Origin of the sequence: Gemmiger sp. An50, assembly GCF_002161595.1 — a bacterium.
Classification (GTDB): domain Bacteria; phylum Bacillota; class Clostridia; order Oscillospirales; family Ruminococcaceae; genus Allofournierella.
This window is the reverse complement of sequence record NZ_NFID01000026.1, coordinates 1-25,300: the sequence shown is the minus strand read 5'-3', so window position 1 is coordinate 25,300 and position 25,300 is coordinate 1. Positions and strand designations below refer to the sequence as shown.

At 59.9% G+C, this 25,300-nt stretch carries 18 protein-coding genes, 2 pseudogenes and 1 riboswitch; of the genes and pseudogenes, 15 read left to right on the top strand and 5 right to left on the bottom strand.

The window, feature by feature from the left end; all coding sequences use genetic code 11:
- Together B5G03_RS16415 and B5G03_RS16410 are read right to left on the bottom strand one after the other, a co-directional pair.
- A pseudogene (locus B5G03_RS16415) lies at window positions 1–473 on the bottom strand (sulfide/dihydroorotate dehydrogenase-like FAD/NAD-binding protein); the annotation flags it as partial.
- Between the two features lie 157 nt (window positions 474–630).
- Window positions 631–1,821 carry an iron-containing alcohol dehydrogenase gene (locus tag B5G03_RS16410; protein WP_087182748.1) on the bottom strand — a complete coding sequence of 397 codons (1,191 nt, stop codon included), beginning with the start codon at window positions 1,819–1,821 and terminating at the stop codon, window positions 631–633.
- Between the two features lie 274 nt (window positions 1,822–2,095).
- Here B5G03_RS16410 and B5G03_RS16405 point away from each other — a divergent pair, with 274 nt between their 5' ends.
- Window positions 2,096–3,055: a LysR family transcriptional regulator gene (locus B5G03_RS16405; protein ID WP_087182747.1), complete on the top strand. Its 960-nt coding sequence runs from the start codon at window positions 2,096–2,098 to the stop codon at window positions 3,053–3,055.
- A 51-nt stretch (window positions 3,056–3,106) separates the two neighbouring features.
- On the opposite strand, the gene B5G03_RS16400 is transcribed toward B5G03_RS16405, so the two are convergent.
- The 3 genes from B5G03_RS16400 to B5G03_RS16390 form a co-directional block, all read right to left on the bottom strand.
- Complete coding sequence (locus B5G03_RS16400) at window positions 3,107–3,733, bottom strand: class D sortase (RefSeq protein ID WP_162613446.1); 627 nt, start codon at window positions 3,731–3,733, stop codon at window positions 3,107–3,109.
- A 150-nt stretch (window positions 3,734–3,883) separates the two neighbouring features.
- Window positions 3,884–4,507, bottom strand: a complete 624-nt coding sequence (locus B5G03_RS16395; protein WP_087182745.1) for an energy-coupled thiamine transporter ThiT — start codon at window positions 4,505–4,507, stop codon at window positions 3,884–3,886.
- Between the two features lie 123 nt (window positions 4,508–4,630).
- A riboswitch (TPP riboswitch) is annotated at window positions 4,631–4,748 on the bottom strand.
- A 68-nt stretch (window positions 4,749–4,816) separates the two neighbouring features.
- Window positions 4,817–5,467 (bottom strand): endonuclease III domain-containing protein, encoded by a 651-nt coding sequence (locus tag B5G03_RS16390; RefSeq protein WP_087182744.1) that lies wholly within the window; start codon window positions 5,465–5,467, stop codon window positions 4,817–4,819.
- Window positions 5,468–5,672: 205 nt separating this feature from the next.
- On the opposite strand from B5G03_RS16390, the gene glyA reads away from it, so the two are divergent.
- The 14 genes and pseudogenes from glyA to B5G03_RS16320 all read left to right on the top strand — a co-directional run.
- Window positions 5,673–6,926 carry a serine hydroxymethyltransferase gene (gene glyA, locus B5G03_RS16385; RefSeq protein WP_087182743.1) on the top strand — a complete coding sequence of 418 codons (1,254 nt, stop codon included), beginning with the start codon at window positions 5,673–5,675 and terminating at the stop codon, window positions 6,924–6,926.
- 86 nt (window positions 6,927–7,012) lie between these two features.
- On the top strand, window positions 7,013–7,852 hold the full coding sequence (locus tag B5G03_RS16380) for an alpha/beta hydrolase (protein WP_087182742.1): 840 nt from the start codon (window positions 7,013–7,015) through the stop codon (window positions 7,850–7,852).
- 4 nt (window positions 7,853–7,856) lie between these two features.
- Entirely contained in the window at window positions 7,857–9,125 is a 1,269-nt protein-coding gene (locus B5G03_RS16375) for a replication-associated recombination protein A (RefSeq protein WP_087182741.1), read from the top strand.
- Window positions 9,126–9,425: 300 nt separating this feature from the next.
- The gene (locus tag B5G03_RS16370) at window positions 9,426–9,809 is read left to right on the top strand and encodes a Fur family transcriptional regulator (protein WP_087182740.1); all 384 of its coding nucleotides are present in this window, start codon (window positions 9,426–9,428) and stop codon (window positions 9,807–9,809) included.
- Between the two features lie 613 nt (window positions 9,810–10,422).
- A complete protein-coding gene (ssnA, locus tag B5G03_RS16365; protein ID WP_087182739.1) occupies window positions 10,423–11,760 on the top strand; it encodes a putative aminohydrolase SsnA in 1,338 nt (445 codons plus the stop codon).
- Window positions 11,761–11,929: 169 nt separating this feature from the next.
- Window positions 11,930–14,905 carry a putative selenate reductase subunit YgfK gene (ygfK, locus tag B5G03_RS16360; RefSeq protein WP_087182738.1) on the top strand — a complete coding sequence of 992 codons (2,976 nt, stop codon included), beginning with the start codon at window positions 11,930–11,932 and terminating at the stop codon, window positions 14,903–14,905.
- A 30-nt stretch (window positions 14,906–14,935) separates the two neighbouring features.
- The gene (hydA, locus tag B5G03_RS16355; protein ID WP_087182737.1) at window positions 14,936–16,294 is read left to right on the top strand and encodes a dihydropyrimidinase; all 1,359 of its coding nucleotides are present in this window, start codon (window positions 14,936–14,938) and stop codon (window positions 16,292–16,294) included.
- Between the two features lie 13 nt (window positions 16,295–16,307).
- Entirely contained in the window at window positions 16,308–18,869 is a 2,562-nt protein-coding gene (gene xdh / locus B5G03_RS16350) for a selenium-dependent xanthine dehydrogenase (RefSeq protein WP_087182736.1), read from the top strand.
- Between the two features lie 2 nt (window positions 18,870–18,871).
- Window positions 18,872–20,200: a uracil-xanthine permease family protein gene (locus tag B5G03_RS16345; RefSeq protein WP_242962513.1), complete on the top strand. Its 1,329-nt coding sequence runs from the start codon at window positions 18,872–18,874 to the stop codon at window positions 20,198–20,200.
- Between the two features lie 6 nt (window positions 20,201–20,206).
- Window positions 20,207–21,421, top strand: coding sequence for a diaminopropionate ammonia-lyase (gene dpaL / locus B5G03_RS16340; RefSeq protein WP_087182735.1), 1,215 nt, complete (start codon window positions 20,207–20,209; stop codon window positions 21,419–21,421).
- A gap of 251 nt (window positions 21,422–21,672) precedes the next feature.
- Window positions 21,673–22,857, top strand: a complete 1,185-nt coding sequence (locus B5G03_RS16335) for a YgeY family selenium metabolism-linked hydrolase (protein WP_087182734.1) — start codon at window positions 21,673–21,675, stop codon at window positions 22,855–22,857.
- Between the two features lie 103 nt (window positions 22,858–22,960).
- Window positions 22,961–24,553, top strand: a complete 1,593-nt coding sequence (locus B5G03_RS16330) for an N-acyl-D-amino-acid deacylase family protein (RefSeq protein ID WP_087182733.1) — start codon at window positions 22,961–22,963, stop codon at window positions 24,551–24,553.
- 30 nt (window positions 24,554–24,583) lie between these two features.
- On the top strand, window positions 24,584–24,964 hold the full coding sequence (locus B5G03_RS16325; RefSeq protein WP_058966309.1) for a RidA family protein: 381 nt from the start codon (window positions 24,584–24,586) through the stop codon (window positions 24,962–24,964).
- Window positions 24,965–25,067: 103 nt separating this feature from the next.
- Window positions 25,068–25,300, top strand: a pseudogene (locus B5G03_RS16320) (sulfide/dihydroorotate dehydrogenase-like FAD/NAD-binding protein); the annotation flags it as partial.

Below are 25,300 nucleotides of genomic sequence, written 5' to 3'. Positions count from 1 at the left end.
TCGTCGGTCATCATGACCAGCTTGTCGCTGCAGGCGGCAAACTCATCCTCCAGAATGACCAGGTCCTTGTTGCGGAAGCCCACGATGCTGTGGACCTCGCAGCCCAGCTCATGCAGCTTCTTGGCGATGGGGTAGGCAATGGCGCAGCCCACGCCGCCGCCCACAACGGCCACCTTCTTCAGGCCGTCCAGATGGCTGGCAACGCCCAGGGGGCCCACGAAGTCGTGCACGCTCTCGCCCTCACGCAGCTCGTTCAGCTCCATGGTGGAGCCGCCCACGATCTGGAAGATGATGGTCACGGTGCCCGCCTCGCGGTCGTAGTCCGCTACGGTCAGGGGGATTCGCTCGGAATCCTCCTTCGCACGCACGATGATGAACTGGCCCGGCTGGGCTTTCTTCGCCACCAGCGGCGCTTCGATCACCAGTTTGGTGACAGTGGGGTTCAACTCTTTTCGCTCAACGATCTTAAACATGGCAAATCGCTTCCTTTTCACTCACAAAATGAAACCGGCATTTGCAGATGTATGCAAAAGCCGGTCTGGGACCGAAAAATGCACAGTCCTCTTACATTATAACGTATAAATGCCCCCGGTGTAAATACACCGAGGGCATTCAGTGCGGGAAATTCGATTAGAAATCGATGGGCAGGTCGTAGTAGCAAGCCTTCAGCAGCTTCTCCATCTCTTCCTGGCTGGGCTGACGGGGGTTGGAACCGGTGCAGGCATCGCCGATGGCCAGTTCAGCAACCTGGGGCAGCTTCTCCATGAATTCCTTCTCGTCGATGATGCCGCCCTCGTACTCCTTGATGCAGGTGGGGATGTTCAGTGCGGCGTTCATCTTCTTGATCTCAGCGATCAGAGCGTCCACCAGCTCCTCGGTGGTGTTGCCTTCCAGCTTGATGAAGCGGGCGATGTCGGCGTAACGCTCGGCAGCGCTCTCAACCTTGCTGTTGTACTTGATGACCTTGGGCAGGTACATGGCGTTGGCGCAGCCGTGTACGATGTGGCCGCCGGTGTAAGCAGCGCCGGTCTTGTGAGCCATGCTGTGAACGATGCCCAGCAGAGCGTTGGAGAAGGCCATGCCGGCCAGGCACTGAGCGTTGTGCATGCGGTCACGGGCATCCATGTCGCCGTTGTAGCTGGCAACCAGATCGTTGTGGATCATCTTGATGGCATGCAGAGCCAGAGGATCGGTGTAATCGCAGTTGCAGGTGGAAACATAAGCCTCGATGGCATGGGTCATAGCGTCCATACCGGTGTGAGCGGTCAGCTTCGGGGGCATCTTCTCAGCCAGCTCGGGATCGACGATGGCAACATCGGGAGTGATGTTGAAGTCGGCCAGAGGATACTTAACGCCCTTGGCGTAGTCGGTGATTACGCTGAACGCGGTAACCTCAGTAGCAGTACCGGAGGTGGAAGGAATGGCGCAGAAACGAGCCTTCTGGCGCAGCTTGGGGAAGTTGAAGGGGATGCACAGCTCCTCGAAGGTCACATTGGGGTACTCGTAGAAAGCCCACATAGCCTTGGCAGCGTCGATGGGGGAACCACCGCCCATGGCAACGATCCAGTCGGGCTGGAACTCGGTCATGGCAGCAGCACCGCGCATAACGGTCTCCACAGAGGGATCGGGCTCAACGTTCTCAAACAGGTAAACTTCCATGCCACCTTCCTTCAGGGCGTTGATGGCGCGATCCAGGAAGCCAAAGCGCTTCATGCTGCCGCCGCCTACGACGACGAAAGCCTTCTTGCCACCCAGGTTCTTCAGTTCTTCCAAAGAACCCTTGCCATGATACAGATCGCGGGGAAGAGTAAAACGTGCCATTGTTCATTACCTCCAAAAAATACCGAAAAATGAAATAACATGTTCTAAACGTTAAAATCTTAACGCAGAATGGGCGAAAAGAAACCGCACAAGGCGGCTGACGTTTGAATGTTATTTTCTTGACACCCCTATGATACCATTGCCATATCCTGGCGGGTAATGTATTATGTAAATAAAACTATATCAAAAACGATATAATAGTCGGCTGTTTACAAAGTTTTTACACATGTTTCGTGAAAATACGCTGGCAAATTACACAAAGGGGGGAATATAGATGAACCTGCAGCAGCTGCGCTGTGTGTTGGAGATCGCGCGGGTGGGCAGCGTGACCAAGGCCGCCCAGAATCTTTATATCAGTCAGCCCAACCTGAGCCGGACCATCAAGGAATTGGAGAAAGAGCTGGGAGTCAGCCTGTTCCGGCGGGGCGCACAGGGCATGGAACCCACGGTGGAGGCGGCCCAGTTGCTGCGCTATGCCGAGACCATTCTGCGGCAGGTGGGCGAGCTGGAGAGTATCTACCGCACCCACGAGCAGACCATGCGCCTGGCGCTGGCCGGGCCGCACAGCGGTTACATCACCCGGGCGCTGGCATCCTTCCTGGCAAAGCAGCAGGGCAAACCGCTGAATGTGAGCTATCAGGAGTCCGCCACAGCCCAGGCACTGGATGCGGTAAGCCGCGGTCAGGTGCAGATCGCCGTGGTGCGCTATCAATCGCTGTACGACGATTATTTCAAGGAGCTGTTCGCCAAGGCGGGCCTTGCCAGCCGTACGCTGCTGCGGTTCAATCCCTGTGTGCTGATGGCGCCCGGCCACCCGTTGGCCGATCAGGAGATATTGGATTATGAGCAGCTGCAGCAGTATCCTCAAATTTTGCGGGGAGACGCTCAGCTGGCCGAACGCACGGAATTTGCCGCGCCCGTGCAGGAGTCAGCCGGACGAATCCATGTGCAGGACCGGGCCAGCATGTATGAGCTGCTGCGGGGCGTGCCGGGCAGTTATGCCTGGTCCAACCCGCTGCCGGAGGCGGAATGCCGCCGCCAGGGTCTGGTGCAGCGCCGGTGCGCCGGAGTGGCAATGAACCGGGATGTGGCCTTGTGGCAGGCAAAATATGGCTTGTCATCCCTGGCGCGGGACTGCCTGGTGGTGCTGCAGGAGGCGGCCAGCCGTCAGGGGATGCTGCTGCGGGCCATGCAGAAAAATCAGGCGGACCCGGCTGCTCCTTCAGCTGAATAAAAAGAAAACCGCTCTTTCCGGATATGCTGGAAAGAGCGGTTTTTCTTTGAATCAGTTGTCCACGATTTCGGGACCACTGACGTATTTGCCGTAGATGAAATAGCGCTGGCTGGTATGCTGCAGGGTGCCGAAGGGATAGCAGGTGTAGAGAATCACGTTCTCCTCGTCCGCCTCCAGGTCGTAGGCAGAGCTGTCGGTGTCCAGCGCCACCTGCATGTTCACTACCTCATAATGGTACTCGCCGTAATAGGTGGTGATCACAATCTCGTCGCCCAGCTCCACGTTCTCGAAATCCCGGAAATAGCTGTTGGTGTGGGCTCCGGCCAGAATGGTTCCGCCTTCGCCGGGAATGTAGGCACCGGTATAGGTGCCCGCGCCCTGATTCAGCTGGGTCTTGCCGTCGCCCCAGTACATGGCGCAGTCCACATTGGTGCCGGGAATCACGATGCGGCCCAGCTCATCGCCCACAGAGGGGTAACCGCCGAAGTCGTCCAGATCCACAGTGGGTTCGGGAGTGGGTTCCGGCGTGGGGCTGGGTGTGGGTTCCGGAGTAGGTGCGGCGGTGGGCGCCGGTGTGGGCGTGGGTTCCGGCGCGGGAGTGAAGATTCCATAGCCGCAGAACATCAGGGCCGCGCAGGCAGCCAGCGCAAGGCTTTTCCATAAAAAGGGCAGCTTCAAGGGTTTGCACCTCATTTTCCATAATGAGCTCCGGCTTTGCCGGGCAATTATTCAGTATAACAAAAAAGGCGCGAACAGTAAACCCGACGCCGGGCAGCAAAAAACCGGGGACGCTTCCAAAACAGAAGCGCCCCCGGCCGGAAGAAGAATTTACGCCTGAGGCGCAAACAGCTTAGGCAGCATTTTGTAAAGAACAATGGCCACCACGGTGGTGAGAATGGCCTCCGGCAGCATGTAGGTGCCGTTGTATACCGCGCTGTACAGCCAGCACAGAGCGTTCTCACCCATGCTGGCGATCTGAGCGCCCCAGCCGAACTCGGTCATCCACTCAAACGCGTAGTCGTAGTCTTTCCAGACGATGTAGCCGGACAGGAAGCTGCACAGGTAGCGCAGCAGGCAGACCGCCAGAGTACCCACGCAGACACCGGCCAGCCGGTTGGGGATGGGCTTGGCAATCAGACCGGCCAGGCCCAGCACGGTGAAGGCAATCAAAAAGTCCAGCAGCACGCTGCCCACCACGGCGCCCAGAGTCTGGCAGTAGGTCAGATCGGAAACGCCCAGCAGCAGCTGAATCAGGCTGAACACGAAAGCGGTGAGCAGGCTCCAGGCGGGGCCGCGGCGGAAGCTGACCAGGATGATGGGCAGCATGCTCACCAGAGTGATGGAGCCGCCGTGAGGCAGCTTGAAGATGGGAATGTAGCTCAGAATGGTGGCCAGCGCGATCATCAGCGCGCATTCCACCAGCGCATGGGTGCGGGTTGTCGATTTTGTCATGGTTTGTACCAGCCTTTCCCGGCCATCCTTTGACCGTGTGAAAAAAGATTAGTACATAAAAACACATCTGCGCACAAAAAACGCCCCTGCACAGGTAAAAACCATGCAGGGGCGCAAAAATTGCGCTATGATCCTCAAACTTCCTACGCCGGCATTACCCGGATCAGGTTCAAGGTGACCCAGAGCTGCAATTTGCTCTGATCTCAGCCGGGGATGGCCCCCAGCGCCCCTGTTTTTATGTCCGTGCATAAGTATAACACGGTAGAGAAATTTGTCAAGGTTTTCCTTTTGTGGAATCAGAAAAGCGACTCACTCCTCGGCGGGAACTGCCTTTTTGCCGGTTTTGCAGATGTCCTTCAGGCAGCAGGCGGCGCAGTCCGGCTTGCGGGCGTCACACACGGCCCGGCCGTGCAGCACGAACCGGTGACAAAGATCGCTGCCCTCCTCGGGGGGGATGATTTTCCACAGCGCCATTTCCACCTTTTTGGGCTCGGTGGTGTTCTTCACCAGGCCGATCCGGTTGCACAGCCGGATGCAGTGGGTGTCGGTGACAATGGCGGGCTTGCCGAACACATCGCCCATGATCAGGTTGGCGCTCTTGCGGCCCACGCCGGGCAGGCTCAGCACTGCATCAAAGTCGTCCGGCACCTTGCCGCCGAAGTCGTCCCGCAGGCGGCGCATGCACAGACTGATGTCCCGGGCTTTGGAGCGGCCCAGGCCGCAGGGCTTCACAATGGCCTCGATCTCCTCCGGTTCAGCGGCGGCCAGCGCGTCCACACTGGGGTACTTGGCGAACAGATCCTTGCACACCACGTTCACCCGGGCGTCGGTGCACTGAGCGGCCAGGCGGACCTCTACCAGAAGCTGCCAGGCGTGGTCGTAATCCAGGGTGCATTCCGCGATGGGGTAGGCGTCTTTCAGGCGCTGGATCACTTCCAGTGCCAGGGCTTTTGTGGTCATGGGTGAATCCCTCCGTTTTGGCTTGTATAAAAGAGTTTTCAATGATTATAGCACGAATTCTCAGTTTGAGCAAATCCTTTTTGCATTAAGCGAAGAAAGAGGGGAAACTTACCCGGGGATGGTTGTGCCCGGGCGGCAGATGCGCTATAATAGAACAATAGTATAATAATGGCTGGGGCCATATGGGAAAAGGAGTGGAAACAACATGTATCAGGATATGATGGATACCATCGGCTTTGTGGCCGGGCAGGACCCGGAGCTGGCCGAAGCCATGCAGCGGGAGCTGGTTCGCCAGCGGCAGAACATTGAGCTGATCGCCAGCGAGAACATCGTCAGCCCGGCGGTCATGGCCGCTATGGGCACCGTGCTCACCAATAAATATGCCGAGGGCTACCCCGCCCACCGGTATTACGGCGGCTGTGCCTATGTGGATCAGGTGGAGCAGATCGCCATCGACCGGGCCTGCAAGCTGTTTGGCGCCAAGTTCGCCAACGTGCAGCCCCACTCCGGCGCCCAGGCAAACCTGGCGGTGTATTTTGCACTGCTGGAGGTGGGCGATACCATCCTGGGCATGGATCTGGCCGCAGGCGGTCACCTGACCCACGGAAGCCCGGTGAATATGAGCGGCAAAAACTACAACTTTGTGTCCTACGGCGTGAACGCGGACGGTTACCTGGACTACGATGCCCTGCGCCATCTGGCTCAGGAGGTAAAGCCCAAGATGATCGTGGCGGGCGCTTCTGCTTATCCCCGCGCCATCAAGTTTGACGTTCTGGCCGATATCGCCCACGAGGTGGGCGCCTACCTGATGGTGGATATGGCCCACATCGCCGGTCTGGTGGCGGGCGGTGCGCATCAGAGCCCGGTGCCCTATGCGGACGTGGTGACCACCACCACCCACAAGACCCTGCGCGGTCCCCGCGGCGGCCTGATCCTGACCAACAACGAGGAACTGGCTAAGAAAATCAACAAGGCGGTTTTCCCTGGCACTCAGGGCGGCCCGCTGGAGCATGTGATCGCCGCCAAGGCGGTTTGCTTCGGAGAGGCGCTGCGCCCCGAGTTCAAGGAGTATGCCCGTAAAATCGTGGAGAATGCCCAGGCGCTGGCCAGCGAGCTGACTGCCAGGGGCGTGAAGCTGGTGAGCGGCGGCACCGACAACCATCTGATGCTGATCGACCTGTCCGATGAGGAGTGCACCGGCAAGGAGCTGGAGCACAACCTGGACGAGGTGCACATCACTGCAAACAAGAACTCGGTGCCCGGCGAAAAGCGCAGCCCCTTTGTGACCAGCGGCGTGCGCATCGGCACCCCGGCGGTGACCACCCGCGGTTTCGGCCCCGAGGAGATGAAGGTCATCGCGGATTGCATTGCCGACTGCATCTTTGATTTCGAAAACAAAAAGGACCAGGTGGCGGCCCGCGTGGCGGAGCTGACCGCCCGGTTCCCGCTGTATGAATAACCTGTAACACCAACAGAAGGGCGGCTTTTCCCGTGCAGCGGGGGAAGCCGCCTTGCTGGCGAAATGCCAAAAAGGAGAGCACGATTATGGCGTTTTTTACCTGCAAACTGAAAAGCCAGGCCCTGATGAGCACCACCCAGGTGCGGCTTTATTTCCCCTGTGATCTGGTGGACCGCTGGAAGGGACAGCCGCCCCGGGCTGTGTTCACCCTGCTGCACGGCTACACCAACGACGGCGATGACTGGGTGAATATGTCGGCCGCTCTGCGCTATGCGGCGGACAACAACATCGCGCTCGTGATTCCGGATGCGGGCAATTCCTTTTATCACGACACCGCTTCCAACCAGGCCTACCATACCTGGCTCACCGAGGAGATGCCTCTGCTGCTGGATCAGATCGTCAAGCTGCCCCACGAGCGGGAGAAGAATTTCATCTGCGGCCTTTCCATGGGTGGCTATGGCGCATTGATGATGGCGCTCAACCATCCGGAACGGTATGCGGGCTGCGCCAGCTTCTCCGGCGCGGTGGCCATGCACCTGATGCTGGGCCAGAAGGACAACCCCCTGGTGCGTTACGTGTTCGAGCCGGTCTACGGTCAGGCTCTGGAGCTGCCGGAGAACCGTGACCTGTTCCGCCTGGTGCAGAAGGTGAGTGCCCTGCCTGCGGAGCAGCAGCCGAAAATCCTGTGCACCACCGGCCGCCAGGACCATGAACCTTACTATATTTATGAGCAGAACCAGGCTTTCCGTCAGCTGGCCCAGAGTTTGCCGGTGGATTATACCTATATGGATTGGGACGGCGGTCACGAGTGGGCTTTCTGGGACCGGAGCCTGGTCTATGCCATCGACCGGTTTGTGAACCCGGGCTACGCGGACCAGATCCTGAAAGGCTGGGGCAGCGAAGCCTTCACCACGGAAAGGGGATAACGTCATGAGTGAGCCTCTGGCCCAGCGGCTGCGTCCGCGAGCACTGAGCGAGGTATGCGGCCAGCAGCATCTGCTGGGGGAGGGATGTGTATTCCGCAAGACCATCGACAGCGGGCGCATCCCCAACATGATCTTCTACGGCCCGTCCGGTGTAGGCAAGACCACGGTGGCCCGCATTATCGCCGAAAACAGCGGCATGCGGCTGCACAAGCTGAACGGTACCTCCGCTTCCACCAGCGACATCAAGGCGGTGCTGGCCGAGATCGGCACCCTGAACAGCGCCAACGGCCTGCTTTTGTATCTGGACGAGATCCAGTATCTGAACAAAAAGCAGCAGCAGAGCCTGCTGGAGTGCATTGAGGACGGTTCCGTTACCCTGATCGCATCCACCACCGAGAATCCCTACTTCTATATTTATAATGCGCTGCTCAGCCGGTGTACTGTATTCGAGTTCAAGGCATTGCAGCCGGCGGACATCGAACAGGGGCTGCGCAACGCGCTGGCTCGCCTGAGCGCCGAGGACGCTAAGCCCATTGAAATGCCTCAGGAGGCCTGCCAGTATCTGGCGGATGCCTGCGGCGGCGACATGCGCAAGGCGCTGGGCTGCCTGGAATTTGCCGCCACCGCCGCAGCGCCCGGCCCGGAGGGCAACCGGCTGATCACTTTGGAGATGGTGAAACAGGTGGCCCGCCGTACCGCCATGCGCTACGATCGGGCAGGGGACGACCATTACGACATCGTGTCCGCCTATCAGAAATCCATGCGCGGCTCGGACCCGGACGCGGCGCTGCATTATCTGGGCCGCCTGCTGGAAGCAGGGGATTTGGTAAGCGCCTGCCGCCGTCTGATGGTCTGCGCCTGCGAGGATGTGGGCCTGGCCTATCCGCAGATCATGCCCATCGTCAAAGCGGCGGTGGACATCGCCAACATGGTGGGCCTGCCCGAAGCGCGCATCCCGCTGGCCAACGCGGTGGTCCTGGTGGCCACCAGCCCCAAGTCCAACACGGCCTACATGGGCATCAACCGGGCCATGGCCGACTTGAAACGGGGAAAATCCGGCCCCATCCCCCGGCAGCTGCAGAACAAACACTTCGACGGAGAGGATGCACTGGTAAAGGGTCAGAACTACAAATACCCCCACGACTTCCCGGGCCGCTGGGTGGAGCAGCAGTATCTGCCCGATGCGCTTGCCGGTACTGTATATTATGAATATGGCGAAAACAAGAATGAGCAGGCTGCCAAGGCATATTGGGATAAAGTGAAGAAAAAGTAAAAGCCAGACTTGAAAATTGTTAACCGCTGCCCGGAGCATGCCGGGCAGCGGTTTTTGCAGTGCGCATAAACTGGCGCACGGCAACTGGAAAAAGCTTTGGCGGTTGCTACAAAAACGGCAAATTTCCTATAAAAATTTGCGCTGTTGCTTGACAAGGAACTATTCCTATTTTAGTATATAAATATAGAATTCAGTAAGAATTTCTGGTTTTTTACGGGTCATTCGGATTTATGGATATTGACCGTGATCCCGGCCCGTTTCCGTTCCAAACGGAACAATACTGCAAAGGAGGTTTCCACAATGCGCTATTCCCGTCAACGTGAGCTTGTCCTGCGTCAGGTGCAGAACCGCTGCGACCATCCCACGGCGGATGACATTTATCTGGCCATCCGTGAGGATTGTCCCGGGCTGAGCCTTGGCACGGTGTATCGTAACCTGAACGGCCTGGTGGAAATGGGCCGGGTGCGCCGGGTATCCATTCCCGGTATGGCGGATCGTTTTGACCGCACCCTTTCGGAGCATGATCACCTTTACTGCACCCGCTGCGGAAAGGTCGAGGATGTTTTCCTGGACAAAACGGTGATCAACGAGATGATCGAGGCCCGCAAGGATCTGGCCATCGAGCATGTTTCGCTGAATCTTTACGGTCTGTGCTCCGCCTGCCGCGACGCGGCACGCAGCTGATCGCTTTTTCAAACGCCCTGTTTGCGACTGCAAATAGGGCGTTGTTTTTTTATACATATAAGGCTTTTGAAAAGGACTATTTTCCCACCAAAGTGCCGGAAAAATAGGCTAAAAAACCGGAAAAGTGTGATTTTGATGAAAAAATAAAAGTAATACTTTGCTGTTTTGCACAACAATGAATTGCGTGGTTTAGTCAAAAAATAGAAAACGTTCGAACCCACTTGCACGTCAAATTTCATGGTGCTATACTGAACGTGCAGTGAGGAATGACACTTTTCTCACAGGTATAGTTTGATTTTTAACAGCCAACTGTAACGGAGTGCTTCGCGCACGGGTTGGGCAGGCACAACAGGTGTTGTGCTGTTCGTCGGTTACGGTACGGCTGTTCTTTTTTTGTGGATTTTGATCATGATTGGGTCGTGAATCGTAAGGGAAAAGGGGAAAATCAGACAAAAATCAGGGTAAATAAAAACGGCTGTAACGGAGTGCTTCGCGCACGGGCTGTGAACCATCTGCCAAAAGGCAAGGGCAATGGTGAGCAGTGTGTTCTGTTACGGTCGTTTTTCGTTTATAGCCGCAAAAAACGCATGAGAAGAAAAGGAGAAGAATGGTTATGTATCTTTTGGGAAATGGCCGCCTGGTCACTCGCGACGACGCAAACCCCTACCTGGACAACGGCTGTGTTGCCATTGAGGGCAACCTGATCAAAGAAGTGGGCGAGACTGCCGCGCTGAAGGCGAAGTACCCCGAAGCCGAATTCATCGACGCCAAGGGCGGCGTGATCATGCCCGGCTTCATCAACGCTCACAACCACATCTATTCTGCTTTTGCCCGCGGCCTGACCATCAAGGGCAACAACCCCACCAACTTCCTGGAGGTTCTGGACCAGCAGTGGTGGACCATCGACCGCAACCTGCTCCTGCCGGACACCAAGGCCAGCGCCGGTGCCACCTATCTGGACTGTATCCTGAACGGCGTGACCACCATTTTTGACCACCACGCCAGCTACGGCGGCATCGAGGGCAGCTTGTTCGCCATCGCCGAGAGCGCCAAGGAGTTCGGCGTTCGCTCCAACCTGTGCTACGAGATCAGCGACCGCGACGGCGAGGACAAGATGAAGGCTTCCGTAAAAGAGAACGTGGACTTCATCAAATACGCCCAGGCCGACACCACCGATATGATCAAGGGCATGATGGGTATGCATGCTCCCTTCACTCTGAGCAACAAGACCCTGGAGTACTGCGCAGCCGAGAAGCCCGAGGGCGCCGGTTACCACATCCACGTGGCCGAGGGTATCGACGATCTTTACGACAGCCTGACCAAGTACAACAAGCGCCTGGTGTTCCGCCTGCATGATATGGACATCCTGGGCGACAAGACCATCTGCGGTCACTGCATCTACATCAACGAGGCCGAGATGGACCTGCTGAAGGCCACCAACACCATGGTGGTACATAACCCCGAAAGCAACATGGGCAACGCCGTGGGCTGCCCTCCGATCCTGAAGATGATGGAAAAGGGCCTGACCGTGGGTCTGGGCACCGACGGCTACACCAACGACATGACCGAGAGCTACAAGGTAGCCAACGTGCTGCATAAGCACAACGCCTGCAAGCCCAACGTGGCCTGGGGCGAGATTCCCACCATGCTGTTCGAGAACAACCGCGCCATGGCCGGCCGCTTCTTCGAGAAGCCCATCGGCATCCTGAAGGAAGGCGCCTACGCCGACGTGATCGTTTCCGATTACGATCCTCTGACCCCGATGAACGCCTCCAACATCAACAGCCACATCCTGTTCGGCATGACCGGCCGCAGCGTGGTGACCACCATCATCAACGGTGTGGTCAAGATGAAGGACCGCGAGCTGATCGGCATCGATAAGGAAGCCGTTCTGGCCCACTGCCGCGAGCAGAGCGCCGATCTGTGGAACCGCATCAACGCGGGCCGCTGATCCAGCCCCCATCAGGCACAAAGAGCCCGGTTTGCACCTGGCAGGCCCGGGCGGGCTCTTTGTGCCCCATCCTGTGTAAAAAAGCCTCCGTGCGGGCTCAAAACAGTACGGAAACCGGCGTCCGCCTTCCAAAGCGGGCGATGAATTTGAGAGAAAAAGGAGAATCATTATGAGCGACATCATGCGCCCCATTCCGTTTGCTGAACTGATGGATTGGGTCCTCACCGAGTACGCCCAGCAGGGCACCATCTTCGGCGTTGGTGACATCTACAAGCACACCGCCGGCAAGACTCTGCCCATCTTCACCGAGCAGATCGAGACCCCCTTCGGCCCCGCTGCCGGCCCCCACACCCAGCTGGCCCAGAACCTGATCGCCGCATACGCCGGCGGCAGCCGCTTCTTCGAGGTCAAGACCGTTCAGATCATCGACGGTGAGGACCTGCCCGTCTCCAAGCCCTGCATCAAGGCTGAGGACGAGTGCTACAACGTGGAATGGAGCACCGAGCTGCGCGTTCCCCAGGCTTTTGAGGAGTATGTGAAGGCCTGGTTCGCTCTGAAGCTGATCAGCCGTATGTACGGCCTGGGCAGCGAGAACGGCTTCGTATTCAACATGAGCGTTGGCTACGATCTGGCCGGTATCCAGAGCGAGAAGGTGAACACCTACATCGAGGGCATGAAGGACGCCTCCACCAGCAAGGTATGGGCTGAGTGTGTGGAATGGGCCAAGGCCAACCTGAACCGCCTGAATGGCATCGACGCCGCTTACATCGACGGCATCAACCCCCATGTCTGCACCTCCATCACCCTGTCCACCCTGCACGGCTGCCCGCCGGATGAGATCGAGCGCATCGCTACTTACCTCATCAACGAGAAGAAGCTGAATACCTACATCAAGTGCAACCCCACTCTGCTGGGCTACGAGTTCGCTCGCAAGACCCTGGACGACATGGGCTACGATTACATCGTATTCGACGACCATCACTTCAAGGGCGACCTGCAGTTTGAGGACGCCATCCCCATGTTCAACCGTCTGCTGGATTTGGCCGCTTCCAACAATGTGGAATTCGGCATCAAGCTGACCAACACCTTCCCCGTGACCATCGCTGCCGACGAGCTGCCCGGCGAAGAGATGTACATGAGCGGTAAGAGCCTGTATCCGCTGTCCATCAGCCTGGCTCAGAAGGTGGAGAAGGAGTTCGGCGGCAAGCTGCGGGTATCCTACTCCGGCGGCGCTGACTACTTCAACATCGACCGCATCTTCTCCACCGGCATCTGGCCCATCACCCTGGCCACCACCCTGCTGAAGCCCGGCGGATACAACCGCCTGCGTCCCATGGCCGACAAGCTGGTCGCCATGAACTACGAGCCCTTCGTTGGTGTGGATATGGAGAAGCTGGGCGCTCTGGTGGATTCCGTCAAGATCGACGCTCACCATGTGAAGCCCATCAAGCCCCTGCCCAGCCGCAAGATGAAGCAGGACGTTCCCCTGATCGACTGCTTCGTGGCTCCCTGTGAAGAGGCCGGCTGCCCCATCCATCAGGATATCCCCACCTACATTCAGCTGGTGGGCGAGGGCAAGCTGGTGGAGGCTCTGCAGGTCATCTGCGAGAAGAACCCCCTGCCTTTCATCACCGGCACCATCTGCAGCCACCGCTGCATGACCAAGTGCACCCGTAACTTCTACGAGGAGAGCGTACAGATCCGCGCTGCCAAGCTGGCTGCTGCCGAGGGCGGCTACGACGCCTTCCTGGCTGGCCTGAAGGCTGGCGCTCCCCGCAGCGAGAACGTTGCCATCGTGGGCGGCGGCCCCGCTGGTATGGCTGCGGCCTACTTCCTGGCCAAGGCTGGCGCGAGGGCTACCATCTTCGAGAAGCGCGACGCTCTGGGCGGTATCGTAAAGCACGTTATCCCCGGTTTCCGTATCAGTGACGAAGCCATCGCCAAGGACGCTGCTCTGCTGGAGAAGCTGGGCGTGGAAGTGAAGCTGAACACCACCGTGGCCAACCCCGCTGAGCTGCTGGGTCAGGGCTACACCCACGTGATCCTGGCCAACGGCGCCTGGAACCACGGCGCTCTGAAGCTGGAAGGCGGCGAGGCCCTGAACGTTCTGGAGTACCTGGACCGTCAGAAGAACGCCCCCGAGACCCTGAACCTGGGCAACGATGTGATCGTCATCGGCGGCGGCAACACCGCCATGGACGCTGCCCGTGCCGCTAAGCGCGCCGGTGCCGCCAACGTTCGCCTGGTGTACCGCCGCAGCAAGCGCTACATGCCCGCCGATGAGGAAGAGCTGGAGCTGGCTCTGGCCGACGGCGTGGAGTTCTGCGAGCTGCTGGCTCCCGTTGCTCTGAAGGACGGCAAGCTGGTTTGCGACGTGATGCGTCTGGGCGCTCCCGATGCTTCCGGCCGCCGCAGCCCCGAGGCCACCGGTGAGACCACCGAGCTGCCCGCTTCCTGCGTGATCGCCGCCATCGGCGAGAAGGTCGACACCGCCACCTTCCTGACCAGCGGCATCGCTGTGGACGAGAAGGGCAAGGCCAAGGTCGACGCCGACTGCAAGGCTGAGAACGGCATCTACGTGGTGGGCGACGCCAAGCGCGGCCCCGCTACCGTTGTGGAAGCCATTGCCGACGCCACCGCCGCTGCCATGAATATCCTGACCAGCGCCGTGAAGACCATCGACTTCACCGCCGAGGCTTCTCAGCTGAAGGCAAAGCGCAGCCTGCTGGGCGGCTATGTGGACGCCAAGGCCGAGAGCGACCGCTGCCTGGGCTGCAGCGCCGTCTGCGAGAACTGCGTGGATGTTTGCCCCAACCGCGCCAACCTGGCCATCAAGGTGCCCGGCATGGCCAAGGAGCAGGTGGTCCATGTGGACAAGATGTGCAACGAGTGCGGCAACTGCGCCGTGTTCTGCCCCTACGCCAGCTCTCCCTACAAGGACAAGTTCACCGTGTTTGCCTCCGAGGCCGACATGGCCGACAGCCAGAACCCCGGCTTCTGCGTGCTGGATGCCGCTGCCGGTAAGGTGAAGATCCGTCTGGGCGATGCCGAGTACGAGACCGTCCTGGCTCAGGATACCACCACCTACGGCCCCATCAAGGCCCTGATCGAGACCATTCTGAAGGATTACGCCTACTGCCTGTAATCCAGCTCTGCGAGTAAAGAAGGGATTCGTTTGATTATCATTCAAAACGGCCAACTGGTCAGCCCCTCGGGGCTGACCAGGGCTGACCTGGCTTTGAATGGCGGCCGCATCGCCGCCATCGAACCGCACATCGAACCGGGTGAGGGCGACACCGTTCATGACGCCGCGGGCTGCTATGTGTTCCCCGGCTTTATCGACGGCCATACCCACCTGGACATGGACAGCGGCGTGACCGTGACGGCGGACGATTTCACCACCGGCACCCGCGCCGCGGTCTGCGGCGGCACCACCACCATCGTGGACTTCGCTACCCAGGACAAGGGCGGTACCCTGAACGACGCGCTGGATGCCTGGCACAAAAAGGCGGACGGAAAATGCAGCTGCAACTACGCCTTCCACATGGCCATCACCGACTGGAACGACCAGGTGAAGGCGGAGCTGCCCGAGATGTTCCGCCGGGGCGTGACCAGCTTCAAGGCCTACATGGCCTACGATGCACTGAAGGTGAACGACGCGGAGCTGCTGGAGATCCTCCAGTCGCTCAAGCCCTTCGGCGGCATTCTGGGTGTGCACTGTGAGAACGGCCTGCTGGTGAACGAGCTGCAGGCCCGCCAGAAGGCGCTGGGCCATTTCGGCCCGGATGCCCATCCGGTCAGCCGACCCGCTGAGGTGGAAGCCGAAGCAGTGAACCGGCTGTGCTACCTGGGCAAGCTGGCAGGCACACCGGTCCATGTGGTGCACCTGAGCACCGAGCTGGGTCTGGAGGAGGTCCGCGCCGCCCGGAAAAAGGGCGTGACGGTTTACGCCGAGACCTGTCCCCAGTACCTGACGATGGACGAAAGCCGCTACAAAGCCCCCGGCTTCGAGGGAGCCAAATATGTGATGAGCCCGCCGCTGCGCACCCCCGCCGATGTACAGGCGCTGCGCAAGGCGGTGGCGGCAGGGGAGATCGACACCATTGCCACCGATCATTGCAGCTACAATTTCAAAGGACAGAAGGAGTTGGGTCTGGAGGACTTCACCAAGATCCCCAACGGCGGCCCCGGCATCGAGCACCGGCCCATGGTGGTTTACACCAGCATGGTGCAGCCCGGTGAGCTGGCCGTGACCGACTTCTGCCGTCTGCTGGCCGAGAACCCCGCAAAGCTCTTCGGCATGTATCCCCAAAAGGGTGTGCTGGCCGTTGGGTCGGATGCGGACGTGACCGTGTGGGACCCCGAGGCCAAAACCGTGATCACCGCGGCCCGGCAGCAGCAAAATGTGGACTATACCCCTTACGAGGGCTTTGCCGTAACCGGCATGCCCAAAGCAGTATTCGTGGGCGGCGTGCTGGCGGCGGAATACGGCCAGCCTACCGGTCTGCTGGCCGGCACCTACGTGAAGCGCTGAAAGGAGCGTCTCCATGTATACCTTATATGTAAACGGTGTGGAACACCACACCGACAAAAACGTTAAACTGCTGGAGTACCTGCGGGAGGACCTGCGGCTGACCAGCGTGAAGAACGGCTGCGGCGAAGGCGCCTGCGGCACCTGCACCGTCCTGGTGGACGGCAAGAAGACCAAGGCCTGCGTGTTCACCACCGAAAAGCTGAACGGCAAGCACATCACCACCGTGGAAGGCCTGACCGAGCGCGAGCGCGCGGTTTACGTGTATGCTTTCGGCCAGACCGGCGCGGTGCAGTGCGGCTTCTGCATCCCCGGCATGGTGATCAGCGCCAAGAGCCTGCTGGATGAGAACCTGAACCCCACCCGCGAGGATGTGAAGAAGGCCATCCGCGGCAACATCTGCCGCTGCACCGGTTATGTGCGCATCGAGGAGGCCATCCTGCTGGCTGCCAAGATGTTCCGTGAGAACCTGCCGGTTCCTCAGGACGACAGCGAGGCCCGCATCGGCGCTCACTTCCCCCGCGTGGACGTGGAGGAGAAGGTGCTGGGCACCGGCCTGTTCGTGGATGACATCAAGGTTCCCGGCATGATCTACGCCAAGGCTCTGCGTTCCAAGTACCCCAGAGCCCGTGTGGAGAAGATCGACCTGACCCGCGCTCTGGCCCATCCCGACGTGGTGAAGATCCTCACCGCCAAGGACGTGCCCTTCAACAAGACCGGCCACATCATCCAGGACTGGGATGTGCTGATCGCCGAGGGCGACTGCACCCGCTACATTGGCGACGCCATTGTGCTGGTGGCCACCAACCACAAGGAGACCCTGGACGAGGTCCTGGACCTGGTGGACGTGACCTACACCGAGCTGGAGCCCCTCACCGATCCCATCAAGGCCATGCAGCCGGATGCTCCGAAGCTGCATGAAAAGGGCAACATCCTCACCAAGGAAGTGCTCAAGCGCGGTAACGCCGAAGAGGTGATCGCCAGCGCGCCCTATGTGGTGACCCAGCATTACTCCACCCCCATGACCGACCATGCCTTCATGGAGCCTGAGTGCGCCATCGGCATTCCGGACGGCGAGGGCGGCCTGCTGATGTACACCGCCAGCCAGTCGGTATACGACGAGCAGAAGGAAATCTCCCGCATGCTGCAGATTCCTCCCGAGAAGGTTCGCTGCCAGACCAAGCTGGTGGGCGGCGGCTTCGGCGGCAAGGAAGATATGAGCGTGCAGCACCACGCGGCGCTGATGGCCTGGGCCACCGGCCGCCCCGTAAAGGTGAAGTTCAGCCGTCAGGAAAGCCTGAACATCCACACCAAGCGCCATGCCATGGAAATGGACGTGACCACCGCCTGTGACGAGAACGGCAAGCTGCTGGCCATGAAGGCCACCCTGATCTCCGACTGCGGCGCTTACGCCAGCCTGGGCGGCCCCGTTCTGCAGCGTGCCTGCACCCACTGCGGCGGTCCCTACAACTTCCAGAATGTGGACATCACCGGCATCTGCGTTTACACCAACAACGTGCCCGGCGGTGCGTTCCGCGGCTTCGGCGTGACCCAGAGCTGCTTCGCTGCCGAGCTGAACCTGGATCTGCTGGCCGAAAAGGTGGGCATCAGCCCCTGGGAGATCCGTTACCGCAACGCCATCCGTCCCGGTCAGGTGCTGCCCAACGGCCAGATCGCTGGTCCCGAAACCGGTTATGCCGAGTGCCTGGAGGCCGTGAAGGAAGCCTACGAGAGCAGCCCCTACGCGGGCATCGCCGGTTGCATGAAGAACAGCGGCGTGGGCGTGGGCCTGCCGGATATCGGCCGCTGCAGCCTGGCTGTGGTGGACGGCAAGGTGCACATCCGCACCAGTGCCGCCTGCATGGGCCAGGGCGTTGCCACCGTCTGCACCCAGATCGTAAATGAGGTCACCGGTGTGGACGCACAGCACATCTTCCACGAGCGCGCCGACACGGCCATCACCCCCAACTCCGGTACCTCCACCGCTTCCCGTCAGACTGTGTTCTGCGGTGAGGCGACCCGCCGTGCAGCCGGTGAGCTGGCCAACGCACTGGAAGGCCATACCCTGGAGGATCTGGAAGGCCAGAGCTTCTACGGCGAATACAGCGGCGTGACCGACCGCATGGGCAGCGACAAGCCCAACCCGGTCAGCCATGTGGCCTACGGCTACGCGGCTCAGGTGGTCATCATGGACGAAAACAAGAAGGTCATCAAGGTGGTTGCCGCTCACGACGTTGGCCGCGTGGTCAACTACCAGTCCTGCGCCGGTCAGATCGAAGGCGGCGTGGTCATGGCCCTGGGCTACGGCCTCACCGAGGACTTCAAGATGGAGAACGGCTATGTGAAGAGCAAGTACGGCACTCTGGGCCTGCTGCGCGCCACCGACGTGCCTCCCATCGAGGTCATCTTCGTGGAGAAGGGCACCGACGATCAGAATACCTTCGGCGCCAAGGGCGTGGGCGAGATCAGCGCCATTCCTGCGGCTCCCGCTGCGGCTCATGCTGCCTACCGTGTGGACGGCGTGTTCCGCACCAAGCTCCCCATCCAGGACACCTTCTATAAGAAAGGGGGCAAATAAGCATGGCTAGTGCAAAAGCGGCGCCTTCTGAGCAGGCGCTCTACACCCACACCGGCATGCCCCCCCTGGCCAAGGCCATCCCCCTTGCACTTCAGCATGTGGTGGCCATGGTCGTCGGCTGCATCACCATGCCCATGATCGTCGCTTCCGCCGCGGGCGTTTCCGCTTCGGATCAGATCATCATGGTGCAGGGCAGCCTGCTGGTGGCGGCGCTCGCCATCCTGCTGCAGGCCTTCGGCGTGAAGGGCTTCATCAGCAGCGGCCTGCCGGTCATGGTAGGCAGCGGCTTCGCCTTCCTGCCCACCCTGCGCTCCATCGTGGAGCAGTCCGGTATGGGCGGCCTGGTGGGCGCGCAGATCGCCGGCGCCTGCGTGGGCATGCTGGTGGGTCTGTGCTTCACCAAGATCCGCTTTTTGTTCCCGCCCATCGTCACCGCCAGCGTGGTGCTGACCATCGGTATCTCGCTGTATGACACCGCCATCAACTACATGGCGGGCGGTGTGGCCAGCGATCCCAGCTACGGCAGCGCCCGCAACTGGATTCTGGCCTTCATCACCCTGGCCACTGTAATCGTTTGCGGCCAGTTCTGCAAGGGCATGGTCAAGGCCAGCGCGACCCTGATCGGCATGCTGGTAGGCTATCTGGCAGCCATGGCCATGGGCATGATCCACTTCACCGAAGTGGGCACCGCCGCATGGGTCCAGCTGCCCGCACCCTTCCACTTTGCTCCCGAGTTCAACCTGAACGTCGTCATCAGCCTGGGCATCGTGTTCATGGTGAACGCCGTGCAGGATATCGGCCAGTTCGAGGCCACTGCCAACGGCGCCTATGAGCGGGCGGCCACCAACGCCGAGATCACCGGCGGCGTGATCGCCAACAACCTGTGCAGCCTGCTGGGCGGCATCTTCGGCGGCGTGCCTGTGGCTGCTGCCGGTCAGAACGTGGGCATCGTGGTCACTACCAAGGTCATCAACCGTGTGGTATTCGGCATCGCCGGCGGCGTGGTTGCCGTTGCGGCTCTGGTGCCCAAGCTGAGCGCGATCCTCATCACCATTCCTCAGCCTGTTCTGGGCGGCGCTACCGTCACTGTGTTCGGCTCCATCGCCATGACCGGCGTTCGGATGCTGGCCCGGGAAGGCCTGAGCCCCCGCAGCGTGTTCATCGCTGGCCTGAGCGTAGCCATGGCGGTGGGCATCCCCCAGACAGCCAATGCGTTCGCGGGCTGCCCCGCCTGGATCGGCCAGATCTTCGGCAACTCCGAGGTCATCATCGTGGCTCTTACCGCCATCCTGCTGAATCTTATCCTTCCCAAAGAGAAAAAGGAGAATTGATACTCTATGGAACAGTTCAAGATTGTTACTTATCCCCATCAGGACGTTCCCGCCACTGATCTGAGCGCTTTCTGCGAGGCCGAAGCCAAGAAGGCTCACGACTTCCATGCCAGCTTCGACGTTTACGCCGAGACTCCTCTCACCAGCCTGCCCGGCCTGGCCAAGGCTCTGGGCGTGAAGGAAGTTCGCATCAAGGACGAAAGTTACCGCTTCGGCCTGAACGCCTTCAAGGTTCTGGGTGGCAGCTACGCTCTGGGCCGTTACATCGCCAAGACTCTGGGTGAGGATATCTCCGATATGCCTGCTACCCGCATCCTGTCCGATGAAGTACGCGAGAAGCTGGGCGAGGTGACCTTCGTCACCGCCACTGACGGCAACCACGGCCGCGGCGTGGCCTGGACCGCCAACCGTCTGGGCCAGCACTCTGTGGTCTACATGCCCAAGGGCAGCGCTCAGGAGCGTCTGGAGAACATCCGTGCTGAGGGTGCGGACGCCTCCATCACCGACCTGAACTATGACGATGCCGTTCGTCTGGCCAACAAGCAGGCCGAGGAAAAGGGCTGGGTCATGGTGCAGGATACCGCTTGGGAAGGCTACACCGACATCCCCCTGTGGATCATGCAGGGTTACACCACCATGGGCTACGAGATCGTAAAGCAGCTGGAAAAAGAGGGTGCAGAGAAACCCACCCACGTATTCCTGCAGGCTGGCGTAGGCAGCATGGCCGGTGCCATGGCTGGCTTCATCTCCAGCTACTACGGCACCGAGCGTCCCTTCATCACCGTTGTGGAGCCCGAGAAGGCCAACTGTGTATTCCGCACCGCCGAAGCCAATGACGGCAAGCTGCACTTCGTCACCGGCGACATGAACACCATCATGGCTGGTCTGGCCTGCGGCGAGCCCTGCACCATCGGCTGGGAGGTTCTGAAGAACTGCGCCGACGCCTTCATCAGCTGCCCCGATTACGTGGCTGCCGACGGCATGCGCATCCTGGCTGCCCCCACCGGCGGCGACAAGCCCGTTGTTTCCGGCGAGAGCGGCGCTGCCACCACCGGCTGCATCTCCAACATCCTGCTGCGTGAGGATCTGGCTGAGTTCAAGCAGAAGCTGCACCTGGACGAGAACAGCCGCATCCTGTTCATCAGCACCGAGGGCGACACCGACAAGGAGAACTACCGCAACGTGGTTTGGGGCGGCAAGTTCAACCGTTACGACGGCTAAATTTTCCCATTTCACCAGCTCCGCCCGTTCCGGTCCTCTCAAACTCTCTCATTTTCACTCGCGGCACCACAGCGCCGCGCCCTTCCAAAATCCAACCGGGACGGGCTTTTTAGAGCCTGTGCCCGCCCGTGCGGGGGCAAACGCCGCACGGGCGGAGCATCTCTTCTTAAATTGGTATCCGGCGGGAAAGACCGCCTCATACAAACGATCGTTTTAACCTTATTCTCATCCATGGATAGGAGGATACACCCATGCTTACTCAGGAACAGCAGAACAACGTAGTGGCCCTGTGCCAGAAACTCATCCAGTCTCCCAGCTACAGCGGCCATGAGGATGGCGTTGTTGCTCGTCTGAAAGAATTTTTCGAGGCCAACGGCTTCGACAGTGTCCATGTGGACAAATATGGCAACGTGATCGGCTGCATGAAGGGCAACCGTCCCGGCCCCCGCCTGCAGTTCGACGGTCACATCGACACCGTGCCCGTAGAGGATGCTTCCAAGTGGGAGCATGATCCGTTCGGCGCCGAGATCGTAGACGGCAAGATCTACGGCCGCGGCACTTCCGATATGAAGGGCGCCGTTGCTGCCATGGCTTGCGCCACCGCCAACTTCGCCAAGGCGACCAACCGTGATTTCGCCGGTGAGATCTATGTGGCCGGTGTGGTTCACGAGGAGTGCTTCGAGGGTGTTGCTGCCCGCGAGATCAGCGCTTACGTGAAGCCTGACTATGTGGTCATCGGCGAGGCCAGCCAGCTGAACCTGAAGATCGGCCAGCGCGGCCGTGCCGAGATCGTGATCGAGACCTTCGGCAAGCCCTGCCACAGCGCCAACCCCGAAAAGGGCATCAACGCTGTTTACAAGATGGCCAAGGTCATCGAGGCCATCCGTACTCTGGAGCCCACCCATCATCCCGTTCTGGGCGACGGTATCCTGGAGCTGACCGACATCAAGTCCGCTCCGTACCCCGGCGCTTCCGTAGTGCCCGAGTACTGCCGCGCCACCTATGACCGCCGCCTGCTGGTTGGCGAGACCAAGGAGAGCGTTCTGGCTCCCATCAATGCCCTGCTGGAGAAGCTGATGGCTGAGGACCCCGAGCTGAAGGTGAAGGCCAGCTACGCTGTTGGCAAGGAAATGTGCCACACCGGCAATGTGATCGAGGGCGAGCGCTTCTTCCCCGGCTGGCTGTACGACGAGAACGACGACTTCGTACAGGCTGTGTACGGCGAGCTGAAGGCTATGGGCTACGATCCCACCATCACCCAGTACAACTTCTGCACCAACGGCAGCCACTATGCAGGTGAGGCCGGCATCAAGACCTTCGGCCTTGGACCCAGCCGTGAGAACCTGGCTCATACCATCAACGAATACATCGAGATCGACCAGCTGGTCAAGGTATGCGACTGCTACACCGGCGTGCTGAAGGCCCTGATGAAGTAAAAAGCCTTTCGTGTGCCTCGCTGCCCGCATCCCGGGCGGCGGGGCCACAGCTGGCTGTAAAGCCAAAACCATCACTCATTAGAAAAAGAGAGGCGTTTGACCCATGTCTACTATGCTCATCAAAAACGGCCGCGTGATCGACGGCACCGGCGCTGCCAGCATCAACGCCGATGTGCTGGTGAAGGACGGCAAGATCGCCGCCATCGGCACCATCACCGAGCCTGCCGATCAGGTGATCGACGCGGCGGGCCTGGCCGTGGTCCCCGGCTTCATCGACACCCACAGCCACAGCGACCTGGATGTGCTGCTGCGGCCTCAGGTGCTGCCCAAGGTCATGCAGGGCATCACCACCGAGCTGCTGGGCCAGGACGGCGTGTCCATGGCTCCGCTGCCCACCCAGTACATCAGCCCCTGGCGCAAGAACCTGGCCGGTCTGGACGGCGATACCGACGAGATCGACTGGACCTATGAGACCACCGACAACTACCTGAAGATGATCGAGAAGGCCCATCCCGGCCTGAACGAGATGTACCTGGTGCCCCACGGCAACATCCGCATGGAGGCCATGGGCCTGGACAACCGCCTGCCCACCGATGAAGAGATCGAGAAGATGAAGGCCATCACCCGCCGTGAGATGGAAGCGGGCGCCATGGGCCTGTCCACCGGTCTGATCTACATTCCCTGCGCTTACTCCGAGAGCAAGGAGATCATCGAGATGTGCAAGGTGGTTGCCGAGTACGACGGCGTATTCGTCATCCATCAGCGCAGCGAGGCCGATACCATCCTGGACAGCATGAAGGAAGTCATCGAGATCGGCCGCAAGTCCGGCGTAAAGGTACACTGGAGCCACTTCAAGGTCTGCGGCAAGCAGAACTGGGATAAGATCGACGCGGTTCTGGAGCTGCTGGAGGAAGCCAAGAAGGAAGGCATCACCGTCAGCTTCGACCAGTACCCCTATGTGGCGGGCAGCACCATGATGGGCGCCATCCTGCCTCCCTGGGTGCACGACGGCGGCACCGACAAAGCGGTGGCCCGCCTGGCCGACCCTGAGCTGCGCAAGAAGATGGTCTACGATATGGAGCACGGCATCCCCGGTTGGGATAACTTCGTGGATTTCGCCGGCTTCGAGAACATCTATGTGACCAGCGTCAAGACCGAGAAGAATGCCGACGCGGTGGGCCTGTCCATCGTGGAGCTGGCCGAGAAGCGTGGTGTGGACCCCTACACTGCCGCCTTCGACCTGCTGATGGAAGAGGAGAACGCCGTGGGCATGGTGGACTTCTACGGCACCGAGGAGCACGTGAAGCGCTTCATGATGCGCCCCGAAATGAACGCCTGCACCGACGGCCTGCTCTGCCCGGGCAAGCCCCATCCCCGCCTGTATGGCAGCTTTGTGCGCATTCTGGGCAAGTATGTGCGGGAAGAGAATCTGATGAGCCTGGAGCAGGCCATCTACAAGATGACCGCTAAGCCCGCCAGTGTGCTGGGTCTGACCGACCGCGGCACCCTGAAGGTGGGCAACTGGGCCGACATCACCATCTTCGACCCCAACACCGTCATTGACAAGGGCACCTTCACCGACCCCATCCAGTTCCCGGACGGCATTGCCTACGTGATCGTGAACGGCCAGGTGGCTGTGGATCACGGCAAGCACACCGGCGCGCTGAATGGTCAGGTCATTCGCCACAAGGCGTAACAGCATTTTACAAAAAAGGAGAAACCAATCATGAACACTGCTATTTCCACTGAAAAGGCTCCCGCCGCCATCGGTCCCTACTCCCAGGCCATCCAGGCAGAGGGCAAGACGATCTACGTTTCCGGTCAGCTACCCGTGGACCCCGCCACCGGCGCCTTCGCTGGTGAGGACATCCAGAGCCAGACCCGTCAGTCTCTGGAGAACATCAAGGCCATCCTGGCCACCGCCGGTGCGGACATGAGCAGCGTGGTGAAGACCACCGTTCTGCTGAAGAACATCGCCGACTTCGGCGCAATGAACGAGATCTACGCTCAGTACTTCCAGCAGCCCTTCCCGGCTCGCGCTGCCTTCCAGGTAGGCGCTCTGCCCAAGGATGCTCTGGTAGAGATCGAGTGCGTGGCTGTGATCTAACAGCAGTCAAAAAGAATTCCTGCCGAAATCTTTTTATCAATCAGCGCGGTGCGGCTGCCGGATGCTGGCGGCCGCACCTTTTTGTGCGAAGGAGTAACCCCAAATGTTTAAAATTGTTGAGCGAAAAGAGTTGAACCCCACTGTCACCAAACTGGTGATCGAAGCGCCGCTGGTGGCGAAGAAAGCCCAGCCGGGACAGTTCATCATTGTGCGCGCAAAGGAGGATTCCGAGCGAATCCCCCTGACCGTAGCGGACTACGACCGCGAGGCGGGCACCGTGACCATCATCTTCCAGATCGTGGGCGGCTCCACCATGGAGCTGAACGAGCTGCGTGA

Coding starts and splice junctions, on each gene's coding strand:
- B5G03_RS16410 (WP_087182748.1), bottom strand. CDS start 1,821: ATGGCACGTTTTACTCTTCCCCGCGATCTGTATCATGGCAAGGGTTCT.
- B5G03_RS16405 (WP_087182747.1), top strand. CDS start 2,096: ATGAACCTGCAGCAGCTGCGCTGTGTGTTGGAGATCGCGCGGGTGGGC.
- B5G03_RS16395 (WP_087182745.1), bottom strand. CDS start 4,507: ATGACAAAATCGACAACCCGCACCCATGCGCTGGTGGAATGCGCGCTG.
- B5G03_RS16390 (WP_087182744.1), bottom strand. CDS start 5,467: ATGACCACAAAAGCCCTGGCACTGGAAGTGATCCAGCGCCTGAAAGAC.
- glyA (WP_087182743.1), top strand. CDS start 5,673: ATGTATCAGGATATGATGGATACCATCGGCTTTGTGGCCGGGCAGGAC.
- B5G03_RS16380 (WP_087182742.1), top strand. CDS start 7,013: ATGGCGTTTTTTACCTGCAAACTGAAAAGCCAGGCCCTGATGAGCACC.
- B5G03_RS16375 (WP_087182741.1), top strand. CDS start 7,857: ATGAGTGAGCCTCTGGCCCAGCGGCTGCGTCCGCGAGCACTGAGCGAG.
- B5G03_RS16370 (WP_087182740.1), top strand. CDS start 9,426: ATGCGCTATTCCCGTCAACGTGAGCTTGTCCTGCGTCAGGTGCAGAAC.
- ssnA (WP_087182739.1), top strand. CDS start 10,423: ATGTATCTTTTGGGAAATGGCCGCCTGGTCACTCGCGACGACGCAAAC.
- ygfK (WP_087182738.1), top strand. CDS start 11,930: ATGAGCGACATCATGCGCCCCATTCCGTTTGCTGAACTGATGGATTGG.
- xdh (WP_087182736.1), top strand. CDS start 16,308: ATGTATACCTTATATGTAAACGGTGTGGAACACCACACCGACAAAAAC.
- B5G03_RS16345 (WP_242962513.1), top strand. CDS start 18,872: ATGGCTAGTGCAAAAGCGGCGCCTTCTGAGCAGGCGCTCTACACCCAC.
- dpaL (WP_087182735.1), top strand. CDS start 20,207: ATGGAACAGTTCAAGATTGTTACTTATCCCCATCAGGACGTTCCCGCC.
- B5G03_RS16335 (WP_087182734.1), top strand. CDS start 21,673: ATGCTTACTCAGGAACAGCAGAACAACGTAGTGGCCCTGTGCCAGAAA.
- B5G03_RS16330 (WP_087182733.1), top strand. CDS start 22,961: ATGTCTACTATGCTCATCAAAAACGGCCGCGTGATCGACGGCACCGGC.
- B5G03_RS16325 (WP_058966309.1), top strand. CDS start 24,584: ATGAACACTGCTATTTCCACTGAAAAGGCTCCCGCCGCCATCGGTCCC.